Genomic DNA, 15,559 nt, shown 5'->3' with positions numbered 1-15,559 from the left:
TTCGCGGATCAGGGCCGCGCGTGTTTGAGCGAAGCGAGTTTGCGCGGACCCCGCGAAAAGCGAGCACCGCAGGCTTCCCGCAGCGAAGCGCAGGGATGCGGCCAGCGGGGTCGCCTTTTCTTTGGTTACTTTCTTTTGGCGAAGCAAAAGAAAGTGACTCGCCTGCCGGGGCGACATCCCGGCTCCAGCCTCAAAAAAAACACACCCTACCCATCGAACACCCCGCGTCCCCACCCCACCCCCTCAGAAAAAAAAGAAAGAGGGAAAGAAAGACCATGAGCGATCCGCAGAAGCTGGTAAGGCATGCGCAGCAGGTCGACGAGTTGTGCGCGGCCTTCGTGCGCGCCTTCAGCGGCGAAGCCGACCTGCACTTCCGCGGCCGTCGCCTGCACCGCGGCCGCCAGCCGCTGCCCTGGTACGCGCCGCACCTGCACCCTTCGCCGGAGAGCGACGATTTCGCCTCCTTCCGCGGCACCGCGGACGGGCTCGCGCTGCGGCTCAGCGCCTCCGATGCGGCGCTGCACGCGCGCCTGCGTCCCGAGGAGCCTGTCGAGCGCATGCTGTTCGAGATGCTGGAGCAGTTCCGCGTGGAGTCGCTCGCGCCCGAGAGCATGCCGGGCATGCAGCGCAACCTGCGGCACCGCCATGAACGGTGGTCCCTGTCCGTCCACCACGCCGGCCTGACCGACACGGCGCGCGGCCTGCTGCTCTATGCCGTCGCCCAGATCTGCCGCGCGCGAGTCACCGGCCAGCAGGTGGTGGAAGCGACGGAAGACATGCTCGAAGCCACCCGCTTCGCGCTCTCGCCGCTGATCGGCCACGCCCTCGCCGGCTTGCGCCGCGACCGCGCCGAACAGGCCGCCTATGCGGTGCATGCGCGCGCCATTGCGCGCACCGTCGCCGCGATGCTGCACGCCGCCGGCGAAGGCGAGGAAGATCCGGCGGCCCGCGAGGCGGAGCCCGAGGACAAGCGCAGCGTCTTCAGCCTGGTCACCGACATGGACCGCGAGATCATCGAGCGCTTCACCACCGCCGACTCGGGCCGCAGCGCACTGCTGGAAGGCGCCGGCGGCGGCTACCGCGTCTTCACCACCGCTTACGACCGCGAGCACGACGCCGCCTCGCTGGTGCGCAGGGAACTGCTGCGCGAGCTGCGCGAGCAGCTGGACCGGCGCGTCGCCGCGCAGGGCGTCAACATCGGCCGCCTCGCCCGCGCACTTCGCGTTCTGCTGGCCGAGCCGCAGCGCGAGGGCTGGGACGGCGCGCAAGAGGAAGGCCGCATCGACGGCCGCCGCCTGGCCGGGCTGGTCGCCTCCCCCGCCGAGCGGCGGCTGTTCCGCACGGAGCGGCTGGAGCCGGTGGCCGACTGCGTCGTGAGCCTTTTGATCGATTGCTCGGGCTCCATGAAGGCGCATGCCGAATCGGTGGCGATGCTGGCCGACGTGCTGACGCGTGCGCTCGAGCAGGCCGGCGTGGCCAGCGAGATCCTCGGCTTCACCACCGGTGCCTGGAATGGCGGGCGGGCGCAGCGCGACTGGCTGCGCGCCGGCCGCCCGGCCCACCCCGGCCGTCTCAACGAGCGCTGCCACCTGGTCTTCAAGGCCGCCGATACCCCTTGGCGCCGCGCGCGCACTGGAATCGCAGCCCTGCTCAAGGCCGACCTGTTCCGCGAAGGCATCGACGGCGAGGCGGTGGACTGGGCCTGCACGCGCCTCGAGGCGCGCGCCGAGGAACGCAAGCTGCTGCTCGTGCTCTCCGATGGCTCACCGATGGACAGCGCGACCCACCTGGCCAACGACGCCCACTACCTCGATCATCACCTGCAGGATGTGGTGGCACGGCACGAGCAGGCCGGCCGCATCGGCATCGCGGGCATCGGCGTGGGGCTGGACCTGAGCCCCTACTACAGCCGCAGCCTTGTGCTGGACCTGGCGGCATCCCCAGGCCATACGGCGTTCAGGGAGGTCATCGGTTTGATGGCTGGGCTCCCTCGACACTGACTTGCTCCACCCGCGCGTGACCTTTCGCACGCAATAGGCCACCACGGAGCGGCGGCATATACACACTTGCTTACATAAGTAGTACTCTGCGTGTGATTCTTTCACATACGACACGCGGCGCAACCAAGGCGCACAAGGGGACTGCGGATGCGGGTGCTGGGGCAGGAGAAGAAAAAAGAGATCGACACGAGCCTGGCGGCAGACGCTGCCGACGCCCGGATGGTGGCGCGGATGCGGCTCGTGCTCTCGATCTCCGCCCTCCTCGCGGTGTTCGTCGACCCCGCCAGCCTGCGGGGCGTGGGGGGCTCGACCTGGCTGATCTTTTGCGGCTACATCGTGCACAGTCTGGTGGTGTGCGTCTTTTCCGAGCTGGAGGCCCCGCTCACCCAAAGCAGGGTGATCCATTGGCTGGACATCTGCTGGTACGCGCTGATCGTGCTGCTGACGGACGGCGTCAACAGTCCCTTCTTCCTGTTCTTCTTCTTCGCCGTCCTCACCTCCTCCTTCCGCTGGGGCCTCGACGAAGGCGCGCGCGTGACCCTGGCTTCGGTCGCGCTGTTCGCGGCCTGCGGCATGGGGTCCGCCACCGCGCAGGATCTCCCCCGCCTGTTGCTGCGCTCCACCTTCATCCTGGCGCTCGGCTACATGATCATCTACTGGGGCCGTTCCAAGGTGGAGCTCAAGCGGCGGCTGGCGCTCCTGCGCGCGGTGAGCCGGTTGTCGAATCCGCGCTTCGGGGTCGATCACACCGTCACCGCCATCCTGGAGAACATCCAGCGCTTTTTCGTCGACAGCAACACCTGCCTGCTGGTGGTGCGGGACAAGGAGTCCGGCGCCTGTTCGCTGCGCACCGTCCGCCAAGGCGATGCGCACCGCTCGCCCGAGGCCCAGCGGATCGCGCCTGAATTGGCAGCGCTGCTGATGGCGCTCGCCCCGCAGCGCGCGGTGATCTACCGCCGCTCGCCCTGGCCGAGCCTGCCGATCTTCGGCGACGCGGCGACCTACGACGCCGAGAAGGGGCGATGGGCCAAGGAAACCCACAGCGCTTGCGAAGGGCTGGCGGAACTGCTGGACGCCGGTGCCTTCATCGACGTGCCCGTCAACCTGCGCAAGAGCGAAGGCCGGCTGATCGTCCTCTCGCGGCGGGGCGCGTTCCGCCGTTCCGATGCGCTGTTCCTGGGACACGTGGTCGCCCAGGCCTTCCCCGTGGTCGAGAACATCGAGCTGCTCGACCGCATGGCCTCGGACGCGGCATCGCAGGAGCGTCTGAAGATCGCGCTGGACCTGCACGACACCGCCATCCAGCCCTACATCGGATTGAAGATGGGCCTCAGCGCGCTGCGCAACAAGGCCAGCGCCGACAACCCGCTGGTCGAGGACCTCGACAGGCTGCAGGACATGGCTGCCCGCGTCATCGGCGACCTGCGCCGCTACGCCGGCGCGGTGCGCAACGGGTTGGACCGCTCGGAGCAGGCGGTGCTGATGGTGCTGCGACAACAGGCAGCGCAGGTGCGCGACTTCTATGGCATCGACATCGCGGTGCGCGTCGACGGCGAACTCAACGTGAACGACCGCATGGCAGCGGAGATCCTGCAGATCGTCCGCGAGGGCCTGAACAACATCTGCAAGCACACGCTCGCGCACTGCGGTGCAGTCAGGCTGGCCTGTGCGGACGGGCTGCTCAAGGTGGAGATCGAGAACGAGGCGGACGGATCGCACGCGATCGAATTCCTGCCGCACTCGATCTGCGAGCGCGCCAGTGCCCTGGGCGGCAATGCGAGCGTCCATCGCGGCACCGGCGGCGCCGTGTCGGTGCACGTCGAAATTCCCATGTAGGAGGTGAAGATGCAACCAGCGGCAAAACCGATCGGCGTGATGGTGGTGGACGATCACCAGACGATGCTGTGGGGCCTGTCCAAGCTGATCGACGGCGAGAAGCCGCGCATGCACGTGGTGGGCACTGCGAGGAACTGCGAGGAAGCGCTCGAACAGGTCGGGCAGCTGAGCCCCGACATCATCCTTCTCGATCTCGACCTCGACGGCAGGAGCGCCCTGGAGATCTTGCCCGGGCTGTTGTCGAACCCGGCGTCCCGCGCACTGATCCTGACGGGCGAACGCGAGCAGAAGACGCTGGACATGGCGGTCCTGCAAGGCGCGCGCGGCGTCTTGCGCAAGGATGCCTCCGCCGAGCAGGTGCTGCGGGCGATCGAGCGGGTGCATCGCGGCGAGCTCTGCATGGATGCCGAGACGATGAGCCGGGTGTTCTCGGAGTTCATGGCCTCGCGGCAGAGCCCCCGCAGCGATCCCGAAGCGGAGAAGCAGGCGGGCCTGACCGCCAAGGAACGAAAGATCATCGCGACCGTGGTGGAGAGCAGCGGGGCTTCGAACAAGGCGTTGGCGCAGAAGCTGTTCATCACCGAACACACCCTGCGCAACCACTTGACTTCGATCTACCAGAAGCTGGATGTCGCGAATCGGCTCGAGCTGTATTGCTATGCGGTGAAGCATCAGCTGGGCAAGCCCTTGTCCTGAAGGATTGCGTTCTCCGGCGTCCGGCTGTCGCACGTCGATGCGCCACGCTGCCCGCCGGCGCAGCCGACGGCGCTGTGCCATCACCTAATCGGATGCTGCTCCGACATGCACATGGACGACCGCCGTGTCGTCCGCATAGACCCGGCGCCAGCCCGGCAGATCGTCGAGCACCGCAATCGCCGACGTTCCCGGAGCGAGCAGGGTCCATCCGAACCCGTGCTCGTCCAGGAACGCAATGAACTGTTTGCGCTCCTTGACCTGGACCGCATCCACGAACTTCTGGAAGAACGCGTCGCCATACATGTCCGCGCGGCCATCGATGAACACCGGGATGCCTTCGTAGATCAGGAAACCGCCGAATGAATATTCGTTCAGCAACCTGCCCTTGGCGCCGGCCGCCATGGCCGCCTCGACTGCGGCCCTGGGTGTGATCGAAGGCGCGGGCATCGGTGGGCGCAGATGCATGGATGCGGCGGCAAACAATGCCGTCGCGCAGGCGCATGCGGCAATGGCCATCGGACGTGCCGGAGCGGCCAGGGAGAGGAACCACCGGTCCAGTGCCTGCGCATCCCGATTCGGCGTTGCCGTGGCGTACCAATGCCGTGCGAACGGAGTCGCCATCAGGAACGGAGCCACGAGTCCCAGCACCGCGACATTTCTCTGATGCTTCAGCGCCATGTGAACCAGCCCGAGCACGAGAACCAGGCGCAGCCACGGCAAGCGCACCCGACCGCTGAACGCAAGGGCCAGCACGAGGAGCAGCCACAGCTCGAAAGCGCTCGGCTCCAGGAAATTCGGCGAGCGCCACTCTCCGATGTGGGAGAGCGCCTTCATCCCCATGATGTAGACCGCATGCCAGAGGACCTGCCAGCCATTGGGTGTCACCATCCCAGCGCCCACGGATAGCGCGACGAAAAGGCCCCACGGCTTGGCGGCCGCTCTGCGCATGCCACGCGGATGCGCAAGTACGGCATCGAGCGCGACGCCAGCGCCGAGCAACAGGCCCAGGATGAAGCTGCCGTGCATGTTGGCCCAGAGGACCATCAGGCCGAGCAACCACCACGGGGGACTGCGGCGCGACTCCGCCGCGCCAACGAGCGCCGATATCCAGAGCGCCAGCAGCAGCCAGGCCATCACATGGGGGCGCGCGAGCAGGTGCGTCAGGAGCATGCTGCCGGCCAGCACGGTGAACAGCAGCGCATGCACCGGCTCCATGCGGGCCAGCAGGAATCGCATCAGCAGCGCGAGCACCAGGCCGAAACAGCAGGCCGCAAGTGCCACAAGACCCACCCAACCGCCGAGGCGATAGACGCCCACCATGACGAGTTCGGACAGCCATTCGAAGGCCGTCCACGGCGCGCCGGGCATCGAATGAGAGAAGGCGTCAAGCGTCGGTATGGACGCGTGCTCCAGCATCCAGCGGCCGGCGGCAAGGTGCCAGTAGGTGTCTGCATCCCGCAGCAGGAGGCCCGGCTGGCATGCGATGAGAGCGATCGTCGATATGCAGACGATGAGCGGCCACGAGAGGCCCCAGTTTCGCACCGCGGGCACTGCCGCGCGAGCGTCGATCATTGCTTTCATGGACGGGCCGACCTTTCTCAGGCCGCTAAGCATTGCCGCTCAGCATCGGCATCAGCGAGCGGATCACCTGGATCGCCGCCGGCCCCATGACCACCATGATGATCGACGGGAACACGCATACCACCAGCGGGAACAGCATCTTGGTCGGCACCTTCGCGGCCAGCTCTTCGGCGCGCACCTGGCGCTTGTGGCGCAGGTCGTCCGAAAACACGCGCAGCGATTCGCCGATGCTGGTCCCGAACCTGTCGGCCTGGGTCAGCATGGTGGCGAAGGTGGCGATCTCCTCGACCCCGGTGCGCGTCGCCAGGTTGCGCAGCGCCTTCTCGCGCGCGCTGCCCGCCCGCATCTCGAGGTTGGTCCAGTGCAGTTCCTGGGCCAGCGCCTCGCTCTTCATGCGGATCTCTTCCGTCACCTTCGTGAGCGCCGCATCGAGGCCCAGGCCGGCTTCCACGCAGACCAGCATCAGGTCGGCCGCATCGGGAAAGTTCTCGAAGATGTCGCGCTTGCGGTTCTTCGCGAGCACATGGAGGATGGCATTGGGCAGGTAGCACGCGACAAGCGCCGAGGTCATGAGCCAGAAGACCAGCGTCAGTCCCTCCGCCGGGTTGATCATCCTCAGCAGGAGGAAGGTCAGGAAGGCAAACAGGAAGGGCAGCAAGGTCTTGATGCCGAAGTAGATCAGCGTTGCATCCGGGTGCCGGATGCCGGCATGGAGGAACTTGAGCCGCATGGGCGACGCGTCCTCCTCACCGGTCGGCGAGGACAGCTGCGCGAACGGACCAACGAGCTTGACGACGGTCTCCGCCCATGCCGATTTCTCGGGCGTGGGCGCCAACGCCTGAAGGCGCTGCTGGGCCCGGGTCGGCGCCCACCAGAGGTAGGCCCCCGTCAGGCCGAGCGTGACAGCCAGAAAGACCAGTGCGGAAAGGACCAGCATGGCAATGCTCCTAGACGCGGATGCGCACGATGCGCCGCAGGATGAGAACGCCGACCGCCATCAGGATCAGCATGTGCTTGATGATCCCGATGCCGATCGGGTCGGTCCACAGGAGCGACATGAACTCCGGGTTGACCAGGTTCATCATCCCGGCGAGCGCGAAGGGCATCACCCCGAGCACCCAGGCCGATAGCCGCCCTTCGGACGACAGCACGCGAACCTTCGCCAGCAGCTTGAGCCGTTCGCGGATCAGGCAACTCAGGTTGCTGAGCACCTCCGTCAGGTTGCCGCCCGAGTCGCGCTGGATCAGCACCGCGACGACGAAGTAGCGCAGGTCGGTAAGGGGGATGCGCTCGCTCAGGTTCGTCAGCGCCTGCTGCAGCGACACGCCGAAGTTGACCTCGTCATGCACGATGCGGAACTCCGACGCGATCGGCTCCGCCATTTCCTCGCTGATCATCTGCAGCCCCGACGAGAAGGCATGCCCCGCGCGCAGCGCACGCGTCACGAGGTCGAGGGCCTCCGGGAGCTGGGCCTCGATGCGCTTGAGGCGCTTGGCGCGGCGATGGTGCAGGAAAGCCAGCGGCGCGAGCGCAAAGGCCGCGCCGGCCATCAGCCCGAAGCCCTCGGCCTGGCCAGCGAGTCCCATCATGATCGCGAAACCCGCCACGCTCAGGGCGGCGCAGCCGAGCAGCAGCTTCGACACGGTCCAGTCCAGACCGGACTGCAGGATCAACCGGTCCAGTGCGTGCGCGCGCGGCACGCGCAGCAGCAAGCGCTGCAGCGCCGGGACGTCGCTGAGCATGCGTTCCTTGAGGAGCTTCGCCTGCGGCGTGGCGTCGCCCGAACCGGAAAGCGCCTGCAGCCGCTTTTCGAGCTTGCGCGCCTCGGGGCCCTTGTACGACTTCCACATGAGGTAGAGGCCTTCGAGGAGCAGCAGCACCGCGACGAAGACCAGCACCACGACCATGAATAGCGAATTGCCGGTGAGGTTTTGCATGGTCCTGTCCTTTACTGGTAGCGCTTTGCCGGATCGAAGATCGCGTCCGGCAACGAGATGCCGAAGGCGTGCAGCCGTTCGGTGAACTTGGGCCGCACCCCGGTCGCGTGGAAGTAGCCCTCCACCTGCCCTTCCGGTCCGACGCCGGTCTGCCTGAAGGCGAAGATCTCCTGCATGGTGACGACATCGCCTTCCATGCCGGTGATCTCCTGGATGCTGGTGATCTTGCGCTTGCCGTCGGTCATGCGCAGCCCCTGGATGACCACAGTGATCGCGGAGGCGATCTGCTGCCGGGCCGCGCGGTGCGGCAGGTTGAGGTTCGCCATGCCGATCATGTTCTCGAGCCGCGACAGCGCGTCCCGCGGCGTGTTGGCATGGATGGTGGTGAGCGAGCCTTCGTGGCCCGTGTTCATGGCCTGCAGCATGTCCACCGCCTCCGCGCCGCGCACCTCCCCGATCACGATGCGGTCGGGCCGCATCCGCAGTGCGTTGCGCACCAGCGCGCGCTGCGTGATCTCGCCGCGGCCTTCGATGTTCGCCGGGCGAGTCTCGAGGCGCACCACGTGCGGCTGCTGCATCTGCAGCTCGGCGGCATCCTCGATCGTGACGACGCGTTCGGACTCGGGGATGTAGCCGGAGAGGATGTTGAGCAGCGTCGTCTTGCCCGCGCCCGTGCCGCCCGAGATGATCATGTTGACCTTGGCCTTGGCAAGCCCCTCGAGCACGGACGCCATGGCCGGCGTCAGGCTCTTCATGTCCTCCACCAGGTTGTTCATCTTCAGCGGTATATGGGCGAAGCGGCGGACCGACATCATCGGGCCGTCCAGCGCCACCGGCGGGATGACCGCGTTCACGCGCGAGCCGTCGGGCAGGCGCGCATCGACCATCGGACTGGACTCGTCGATGCGCCGGCCGACCAGCGAGACGATCTTGTCGATGATGCGCAGCAGGTGCTTCTCGTCCGTGAAGCTCACCGGCGTCAGCTCCAGGCGGCCGCGGCGCTCGACATAGATCTGGTCGTAGCGGTTGACGAGGATGTCCGAGACTGTCGGGTCCGCCATCAGCAGCTCGATCGGGCCGAAACCCAGCATCTCGTGCTGGATGTCGCGGATCAGCGTGCGTCGCTCGAGGTCGTTGACGGCCGCCTGCTCATCCTGCACCAGGCGCCCGACCATGGTCGCGATCTCCTGGCGCAGCGCCTCCGGGGCCAGCGTGTCGAGCGAGGCGAGGTCGAACTTCTCGAGCAGCTTGAGATGCAGGCGGCCCTTGAGCGCCATATAGGCCTCGGAGCTTCCGCTGCCGTGAGAATCGGCTGTCGAAAGCGGTGCGGCGTGCGAGGCGGCGTCGATGGCCACCACGTTGAGTTTTTCGCGCAGGGACATGGAAGGCTCCTTTGGAGAATCAGGCGCGGCCGAAGAGCCGGTTGAACAGGCTGGTGTTTTCTTCCTCCCGCGGCGACAGGACGGCCACCATGTCGGCGAGGCTGCGCACCACCGGGTTCGAGCGCGACAGCTGCGCCAGCGGCACGCCTCGATTGATGGCGGCGTTGACTTCCTTCGGCGAATCGGGAATCAGCCGCTGCGCGGTGCGGCCGAACGACCGGCGCACCTCGGGCGCACCGATTTCGCTGCTCTTGTCGAAGCGGTTGACGAGCAACTCGATCTTCTCCGGCGCGTAGCCGAGCGACTTGAACACGCCGAGCAGCTTGGTCGCGTTGCGCAGCCCCGGCAGCCCGGTCTGCAGCACCGGAAAGATGCGAGAGGCGCGGTCGAGCGCACGGATCGACAGGGTATCCAGTGCGCGCGACATGTCGAGCAGCACGAAGTCGTATTGCAGCACCGCGAGGTTGAGGATCGCGTCGATGTGCTCGGGCTTCACCTCCATGGCCATCGAGGGGTCCTCCGGCGCGGCGAGCAGGCTCAGGCCCGGCGTCACCTTGACGGTGCAGGCCGCGAGGAAGGAAGCATCGAGCCGGTTGAACTCGCGCGCCACGTCGGCGATCGTCGACTTCGGCATCTCGTCGCTCACGAACGACAGCGCATCTCCGAACTGCAGGTTCAGGTCGACCAGCAGCACCGAATCACGCTCGGCGAGCTGCCAGGCCAGGTTGGTCGCGAGGAAGGTGGCGCCGCTGCCGCCCTTGCACGGCATGAAGGCCAGCACCTTGCCGCTGGGCAGGCCGTGCGCGTTCGCGAGCTTGGCGGCGACACGCTGAACCACCGCCTCCAGGGCAGGCGCGCTGGCGGGCGACGGCAGCACCTCGCGCACCCCGGCTCGCATCGAGTTGAGCAGGAACTCGGGCGTGTGAGTCGCGCAGAGCAGGACGACCGCCGTGCGCGGATGGTGCGTGGTCACGTGCTCGACCAGAGACAGCTCGTTGGGGTCGCAGCACATGCCGTCGACCAGCAGCAGGTCCGGATGCTCCTGCTCCACGAGCTGCCGCATCCTGCTCTTGCCGCCCTCGGCCAGCACGACCGTGTGCGACCGCGCTTCGAGAACCTTGCCCATCTCCTGCAGGTGGGTCTTGTTGGGCGAAATGATGGCGATCTTCATGAGGAGTCCTTCAAGAGCAGATGGCGGCGCTGTTCGGGTCCTGCCGCATGACCTCGCGCGGCAGGAAGGTGGAGAAGGTGGGCATCGAGATGGGGGCGTGCGCGGCCAGACCCGCGATCGGCGAGATCCACTGGTAATTGAGGCCGGTGATGGTCACCGTCACACCTTCGCAGGTCGAAGCCGTGCAGCCGGCCGGACTCCAGGCCACACCGATGGTGCTGATCTGCGGCAGCAGGGCCTGCATGCGTGCCAGCACCTGCGCCTGTTGGGAGGTGTCGTCGCACACCGCTGCGTAGCGGGCGCCGGCGCGAGTGGCTTCCTGGGCCGCGCTCCAGGTGAACAGCATGCGCGCGAAGTCCATGATGCCCAGGAGGAAAGTGAAGAAGAGCAGCAGCGCGAGCGCGAACTCGACGGTGGTGGCACCGATTTGGCGACGGCTTGCTGGAGTAGCTTCGCCTTCGGCTGCGTTAGTCGACTTGGGAGCGGCCCTGCGTCTCATGTCTGTGCCCTCATGGTGGCGGTGATGTCGCTGAAGACGATGTTCCCGTTGGCATCGGCGAAGCTCAGGCCGAAGACGCTGGCGAACATCGAACGGAAGCTGTAGCTGCTCACCCGAACGGTGATGGTGGTCACGACCGGGTTGCTGCCGGTCGTCTGCCAGGTGCAGCAGGTCCCCACGGGCACGTTCGCGAGGCTGAGGCCGCGCGCCAGCGGCGTTCCGGTGCCGGCCAGGTTTCCGTACACCATCAGGTTGCGCGCCTCGGTGATGTGCGTGCCGGGCGTCTGGAACGAGAGGTAGCGCACCGCGTCCCGGGTCGACTTGGCAACGGCGTTGTACTCGTACATCGCCCGGCCGAATTCGGTGGTGATGAAGGTGAGCAGGAGCAGGAAGGGGATGACGAGCGCCAGCTCCACCAGGGCCACGCCGCGTTGCCGGATTTTCGTGCTGTTCATGGTCATCACCTCACCAGCACCGGGACGAGCGGCCCCGTCGAGCCACCGGGCAGTCCGCTCGTGGTGCAGGGACTGCCGCTCGCATTGGCATTGCCCCTGAACTCCAACTTGACATCGGACATGGGAATCGTGAGCGGCTGCAGCATCAGCATGCATGCGTAGTCGACCACCTGGTTACCGGCATTGATCACGGGCACGGTGACGATGCGGCGGTTGGTCCCGTACTGCATGTGGCCGCCGGTCGTGTTGCCCGGCGCTGCCAGGCTCTGGAAACTGTTCAGCGACAGGCCTGTGATGGACTCGCAACTGTTGACCCTGGTGCCGGTGTCGGCGCAGGAGGCGAATGCCGCGCGTTTGGTGACGAAGTTCTGTGCGCTCGCCGGCGCACCGGCGCCGGGCGCGCCGTCGTACGCGTTGAAGGCTGCCGGCCAGTCTGTCGTGGTGTAGGCGTAGCCCGTGAAATCGGGAGGATTGATCGACGGGCCGCTGGTGTTCTTATAGATGCCGAAGCGGGCGTTCCAGACATCGGCGACGGAGGTCTGCACGCCCGGCGTGCCCAGGGTGTCGCCCACGCGTGTTCCGCAATGGCCGGTCAGCTCGGCGTCGGTTTCGGAAGCACTGTTGCTGCCGTCCAGGTTGGCCCAGCCGATCTGGCCGCCGGCCGCGGCGTTCTGCGCCATGAGCAGGGTCACCCATTCACCGACGACGAAGCCGTAGTTGGGCGCAGTGCCTCCGGTCTTGGGCTTCATCGCGACCGGGATGGGGCAGGTCGTCTGTGCGCTGGCGCGTGTCGCCACGGCCGTCGCCGCGACCTGGCGCGTGGCAGGATTGGCGGCCGTGTCGCCGGTGAAGCCGCCCATGGTTTGCAACAGCCGCGTGACCACGCCCGACTGGGTGTGCTGGCATACCGCATAGCGCGCTGCCGCGGGCGCAGTGGTCGCGGCGTAGGCTGCATCCTTGAAGCTGATGTTGGCCGCGACGATCTGGCCCTGTCCGCTCCAAGTGGTCGATTGCATGTTGACGCGGTTCAGGTTGCCTGCGGTCATGCCCGCGCTGGTGGCGCGGGTCAGGGCGGTGCTCTGTCCGTCGAGCTCCTGTGCCGCCGCCAGGGCGCAGCTGTCCAGGGCTGTCTGCAATTCGGTCTTGACGACGAACAGGTGCCCGAAATCCAGCGCGATGCCCATGAAGCCGAGGAGGAACAGCAGGACCAGCGCCGTCGTGACGAGCACGGCGCCTTTCTGTCGGCGATGACTGGTGAGCTTGCGCATGAGCGAACCTCCGGGCCGGTCGTGGGGATGAAGTCAGACGCAGGTGCCCGTCAGGCAGCCCGCGAATCGCGTGATGAAGTTGGAGAAGCCGGTTCTGATCAGCTGCGGCTGGAGCGCGAGCACCAGCGCGATGGCGACGAGGGCGAGGATCAGCGCGTATTCGATGATCAGGGCGCCTTTCCGGTCGCGCAGCAAGTCGGTGGGCATGGGCTTCTCCTTCGGAAGGACCTGGGCGTATTCGCGCTCACAGAGAGGGGGCGTCCGGGAGACGGGGTCGGAGCTCATGGGCATGACGTCCGTCTCCTGGCGCTTTCTCAAACGCAGTTGGCCGTGGTCAGGCAGGTATTGACGCGTGCGATGAAGGTGTTGAAGGCACCGCCGCCGAGCGCCTGCAGGGCGATCACCAGGGCGATCGACACCACCGCGATGATCAGCGCGTACTCGACGACCTGAGCGCCGTCCTCTTCCTTCGCGAAGGGGCGCAGGAAGTTGTTGATGAGAAGAAGAAGGTAGTCCATGAATGCACCTCGAGAATGAGTGAAGGGGTTCCTCCGGCAACAGCGGGTTCGCGCTCTTCGTCACGATGCCCGCCGCTGGAGCTCTTTCAAACGCAATTGGCCGTGGTCAGGCAGGTATTGACGCGTGCGATGAAGGTGTTGAAGGCCCCGCCGCCGAGCGCCTTCAAGGCAATCACCAGCGCGATCGAAACGACCGCGATGATCAGCGCGTACTCGACGACCTGGGCGCCGTCCTCTTCCTTGGCGAAGGAACGCAGGAAGTTGTTGATCAGAAGAAGAAAGTAGTTCATGAATGCACCTCAAAAAAGATTGAATGAAAAATGGAAGTGATCTGGGGCGAGAGGCCCATCAGGTTGAGCATGGGTCGTCGTTGTTGAGCTCCTTTCCGCGCGAGGTTTGAAACAGGGTTGTGAAGTAGCCAGTGCTAGCGTCCGCCGCCGCTTCCGATGGCACCGCCGATGTTGATGACGTTCACCACCGGAGGCGGCTCCTTGAAGCTCTCGTGGTAGCGGATGAGCGAGTCATGCGCCGCCCGGCCGTCCAGGCCCAGTCCCGTGTCCGTGGTCTTGCCGGCGTCCGGATGGATGGTCATCTTTCGCTTCGCATCGCGCACTGCGTCACCGAAGCGCGCGTCGTAGTTCGGCGTAGGGGTCTGGCATCCCGCGGTCAGCAGGGCGAGAAGGATGGCCAGGGTCTGTGTTTTCATGGTCTGCACTCCTTGTCACTTGAATTCCGGCGGCGGCGCATCGGCCGGCGGCGTCGCGCTCTCCAGCGCTCCGTTGAGATAAACCTCGGCCCGACTCGGCACCACGTGGTTGTCCGTGGGCAGTCGCGGCGACTCGGGGAGCGGCTTCACGAGCCGCGGCGTGATCACGAACAGCAGTTCGGTCTGGTCGCTCTGGAATTCGGTGCTGCGCGCGAGCGCCCCCACCACCGGCACCTCGCCGAGTCCCGGGAAGCGCTTGACCGACTCGTTCACGTTGTTCTTGATCAGCCCGGCGATCACGAAGCTTTGTCCGTCGTTGAGCTGCACCGTCGTGTCGGCCCGGCGCACGATCATCGAAGGAAGAACCGAGGTGACGCCGCCGACGGTGGTGAATGGCGAACCTGTCTGGGACAGGTCCGACACCTCGGAAATCATCTTCAGATGGATCCGGTCGCCGCTCAGGACCGTGGGTGTGAACTTCACGCCGATGCCGAATTCCTTTTCCTCCAGCGTGATGGTCGACCCCGTGCCCGTGTTGTTCTGCGCCACCGGGATGAAGATCTTGCCGCCCGAGAGAAAGCTCGCCTGCTGGCCGCTGATGGCCATCACGTTCGGTTCGGCCAGGACGCGCACGATGCCGTCGTCTTTTTGCCCGTCGAGGGTCAACCGGGCACGTCCCACCCGCAATGCGTCGATCAGCCCATTGCCGCCGCTCAGGAAGTTCGATAGCAGCGTGTAGGTGGTATTGCCGCCGCTGTAGCTCTTCGCGTAGCGCAGGCTCCCGCCCAGCTTGTCGAGCAGCGTCTTGCTCACCTCGGCGATCTTGACCTCGAGCATCACCTGCTGCGCCGCGGTCGTGCGCATCAGGTTCACGACCTTCTTGCCATCGCCATACGAGGCCGCGATGGTCATGATCTCGTCGAGGCGGACCGGATCGCTGACCTCGCCGCTGAGCACCAGCGTGTTCTCGGCGCCGCGCACCTTGACGCGCGTTTCGCCGGGCATCAGCTCGTCGAGCTTGGCCTGCAGCGCGCCCGGGTCGACGGTGACGACGATGTCCTTGATGAAGCAGACGCCCTCCGCGTTCTGCATGATCACGTTCATCGAGCCCGCGCGCTTGCCGCGGAAGAACAGGTCGGTGGGACTCAGCAGCATGACTTCCATGTCGGCGATGCCGTCGCTGGTCTGTGCGCCCGGGGCCATGGCAGGCGCCGGGGCCGCCATCGTCATGCCGGGCATGCCGGGCATGGCGGCCGCGGGCCGCGGCGATGGCGGCTGGCCGCTCACGAGGATGCGGGTCACGCGGGACTTGAGGGGAATCACGGTCGACTTGCCGAGCGTGACGGTCGCCGGCGTGTCGACCTCCACGCGGGAGCAGCGCTTGTGATCCGTGAACTGGGCCGATGCCATCGCCGGAGCGGTGGCCGATGCGGCCACGGGCGGTGTCTGGGCCCATGTACCGGCTGTCGTCATCGACAGCGCCAGCGTGCACAGGGTCGGAAGGATCGCG

At 66.4% G+C, this 15,559-nt stretch carries 16 protein-coding genes; 3 read left to right on the top strand and 13 right to left on the bottom strand.

The window, feature by feature from the left end; genetic code table 11:
• Positions 1–275: 275 nt before the first annotated feature.
• From J2739_RS24255 to J2739_RS24245, 3 genes are all read left to right on the top strand, one after another.
• Positions 276–2,000: a cobaltochelatase CobT-related protein gene (locus J2739_RS24255; RefSeq protein WP_309906468.1), complete on the top strand. Its 1,725-nt coding sequence runs from the start codon at positions 276–278 to the stop codon at positions 1,998–2,000.
• Between the two features lie 147 nt (positions 2,001–2,147).
• Positions 2,148–3,836: a sensor histidine kinase gene (locus J2739_RS24250; protein WP_309906466.1), complete on the top strand. Its 1,689-nt coding sequence runs from the start codon at positions 2,148–2,150 to the stop codon at positions 3,834–3,836.
• Positions 3,837–3,845: 9 nt separating this feature from the next.
• A complete protein-coding gene (locus J2739_RS24245; RefSeq protein WP_309906464.1) occupies positions 3,846–4,532 on the top strand; it encodes a response regulator in 687 nt (228 codons plus the stop codon).
• Positions 4,533–4,616: 84 nt separating this feature from the next.
• Here J2739_RS24245 and J2739_RS24240 read toward each other — a convergent pair whose 3' ends face one another.
• From J2739_RS24240 to J2739_RS24180, 13 genes are all read right to left on the bottom strand, one after another.
• Positions 4,617–6,113 (bottom strand): hypothetical protein, encoded by a 1,497-nt coding sequence (locus J2739_RS24240; protein ID WP_309906462.1) that lies wholly within the window; start codon positions 6,111–6,113, stop codon positions 4,617–4,619.
• Positions 6,114–6,138: 25 nt separating this feature from the next.
• Positions 6,139–7,050, bottom strand: coding sequence for a type II secretion system F family protein (locus J2739_RS24235; protein ID WP_309906460.1), 912 nt, complete (start codon positions 7,048–7,050; stop codon positions 6,139–6,141).
• Between the two features lie 10 nt (positions 7,051–7,060).
• Positions 7,061–8,050, bottom strand: a complete 990-nt coding sequence (locus tag J2739_RS24230; RefSeq protein ID WP_309906458.1) for a type II secretion system F family protein — start codon at positions 8,048–8,050, stop codon at positions 7,061–7,063.
• Between the two features lie 11 nt (positions 8,051–8,061).
• Positions 8,062–9,432, bottom strand: a complete 1,371-nt coding sequence (locus J2739_RS24225) for a TadA family conjugal transfer-associated ATPase (protein WP_309906456.1) — start codon at positions 9,430–9,432, stop codon at positions 8,062–8,064.
• 19 nt (positions 9,433–9,451) lie between these two features.
• Positions 9,452–10,603 carry a CpaE/TadZ family protein gene (locus J2739_RS24220; protein WP_309906454.1) on the bottom strand — a complete coding sequence of 384 codons (1,152 nt, stop codon included), beginning with the start codon at positions 10,601–10,603 and terminating at the stop codon, positions 9,452–9,454.
• Positions 10,604–10,613: 10 nt separating this feature from the next.
• The gene (locus J2739_RS24215; protein ID WP_309906452.1) at positions 10,614–11,102 is read right to left on the bottom strand and encodes a TadE/TadG family type IV pilus assembly protein; all 489 of its coding nucleotides are present in this window, start codon (positions 11,100–11,102) and stop codon (positions 10,614–10,616) included.
• Entirely contained in the window at positions 11,099–11,557 is a 459-nt protein-coding gene (locus tag J2739_RS24210) for a TadE/TadG family type IV pilus assembly protein (protein ID WP_309906450.1), read from the bottom strand. Before J2739_RS24210 ends, J2739_RS24215 begins: the two co-directional genes overlap by 4 nt.
• 5 nt (positions 11,558–11,562) lie before the next feature.
• Positions 11,563–12,825, bottom strand: a complete 1,263-nt coding sequence (locus tag J2739_RS24205; RefSeq protein WP_309906448.1) for a TadE/TadG family type IV pilus assembly protein — start codon at positions 12,823–12,825, stop codon at positions 11,563–11,565.
• 33 nt (positions 12,826–12,858) lie between these two features.
• Positions 12,859–13,032 (bottom strand): Flp family type IVb pilin, encoded by a 174-nt coding sequence (locus J2739_RS24200; protein ID WP_309906447.1) that lies wholly within the window; start codon positions 13,030–13,032, stop codon positions 12,859–12,861.
• Between the two features lie 107 nt (positions 13,033–13,139).
• The gene (locus J2739_RS24195; RefSeq protein WP_309906445.1) at positions 13,140–13,343 is read right to left on the bottom strand and encodes a Flp family type IVb pilin; all 204 of its coding nucleotides are present in this window, start codon (positions 13,341–13,343) and stop codon (positions 13,140–13,142) included.
• Between the two features lie 86 nt (positions 13,344–13,429).
• Positions 13,430–13,633, bottom strand: coding sequence for a Flp family type IVb pilin (locus J2739_RS24190; RefSeq protein ID WP_309906443.1), 204 nt, complete (start codon positions 13,631–13,633; stop codon positions 13,430–13,432).
• A gap of 134 nt (positions 13,634–13,767) precedes the next feature.
• The gene (locus J2739_RS24185; protein WP_309906441.1) at positions 13,768–14,049 is read right to left on the bottom strand and encodes a hypothetical protein; all 282 of its coding nucleotides are present in this window, start codon (positions 14,047–14,049) and stop codon (positions 13,768–13,770) included.
• 15 nt (positions 14,050–14,064) lie between these two features.
• Entirely contained in the window at positions 14,065–15,522 is a 1,458-nt protein-coding gene (locus J2739_RS24180) for a type II and III secretion system protein family protein (RefSeq protein ID WP_309906481.1), read from the bottom strand.
• Between the last annotated feature and the right edge of the window lie 37 nt (positions 15,523–15,559).

The organism is Variovorax soli (assembly GCF_031454625.1).
GTDB classification, from domain to species: domain Bacteria; phylum Pseudomonadota; class Gammaproteobacteria; order Burkholderiales; family Burkholderiaceae_C; genus Variovorax; species Variovorax soli_A.
This window is presented reverse-complemented; position numbering and strand designations above follow the sequence as displayed.

What these genes read in the sequence shown, in the direction of transcription:
- J2739_RS24210 (WP_309906450.1), bottom strand. Translation starts at nt 11,557, where the DNA reads ATGAACAGCACGAAAATCCGGCAACGCGGCGTGGCCCTGGTGGAGCTG.
- J2739_RS24220 (WP_309906454.1), bottom strand. Translation starts at nt 10,603, where the DNA reads ATGAAGATCGCCATCATTTCGCCCAACAAGACCCACCTGCAGGAGATG.
- J2739_RS24230 (WP_309906458.1), bottom strand. Translation starts at nt 8,050, where the DNA reads ATGCAAAACCTCACCGGCAATTCGCTATTCATGGTCGTGGTGCTGGTC.
- J2739_RS24195 (WP_309906445.1), bottom strand. Translation starts at nt 13,343, where the DNA reads ATGGACTACCTTCTTCTTCTCATCAACAACTTCCTGCGCCCCTTCGCG.
- J2739_RS24245 (WP_309906464.1), top strand. Translation starts at nt 3,846, where the DNA reads ATGCAACCAGCGGCAAAACCGATCGGCGTGATGGTGGTGGACGATCAC.
- J2739_RS24185 (WP_309906441.1), bottom strand. Translation starts at nt 14,049, where the DNA reads ATGAAAACACAGACCCTGGCCATCCTTCTCGCCCTGCTGACCGCGGGA.
- J2739_RS24180 (WP_309906481.1), bottom strand. Translation starts at nt 15,522, where the DNA reads ATGACGACAGCCGGTACATGGGCCCAGACACCGCCCGTGGCCGCATCG.
- J2739_RS24200 (WP_309906447.1), bottom strand. Translation starts at nt 13,032, where the DNA reads ATGCCCACCGACTTGCTGCGCGACCGGAAAGGCGCCCTGATCATCGAA.
- J2739_RS24205 (WP_309906448.1), bottom strand. Translation starts at nt 12,825, where the DNA reads ATGCGCAAGCTCACCAGTCATCGCCGACAGAAAGGCGCCGTGCTCGTC.
- J2739_RS24225 (WP_309906456.1), bottom strand. Translation starts at nt 9,432, where the DNA reads ATGTCCCTGCGCGAAAAACTCAACGTGGTGGCCATCGACGCCGCCTCG.
- J2739_RS24215 (WP_309906452.1), bottom strand. Translation starts at nt 11,102, where the DNA reads ATGAGACGCAGGGCCGCTCCCAAGTCGACTAACGCAGCCGAAGGCGAA.
- J2739_RS24190 (WP_309906443.1), bottom strand. Translation starts at nt 13,633, where the DNA reads ATGAACTACTTTCTTCTTCTGATCAACAACTTCCTGCGTTCCTTCGCC.
- J2739_RS24255 (WP_309906468.1), top strand. Translation starts at nt 276, where the DNA reads ATGAGCGATCCGCAGAAGCTGGTAAGGCATGCGCAGCAGGTCGACGAG.
- J2739_RS24235 (WP_309906460.1), bottom strand. Translation starts at nt 7,050, where the DNA reads ATGCTGGTCCTTTCCGCACTGGTCTTTCTGGCTGTCACGCTCGGCCTG.
- J2739_RS24240 (WP_309906462.1), bottom strand. Translation starts at nt 6,113, where the DNA reads ATGAAAGCAATGATCGACGCTCGCGCGGCAGTGCCCGCGGTGCGAAAC.
- J2739_RS24250 (WP_309906466.1), top strand. Translation starts at nt 2,148, where the DNA reads ATGCGGGTGCTGGGGCAGGAGAAGAAAAAAGAGATCGACACGAGCCTG.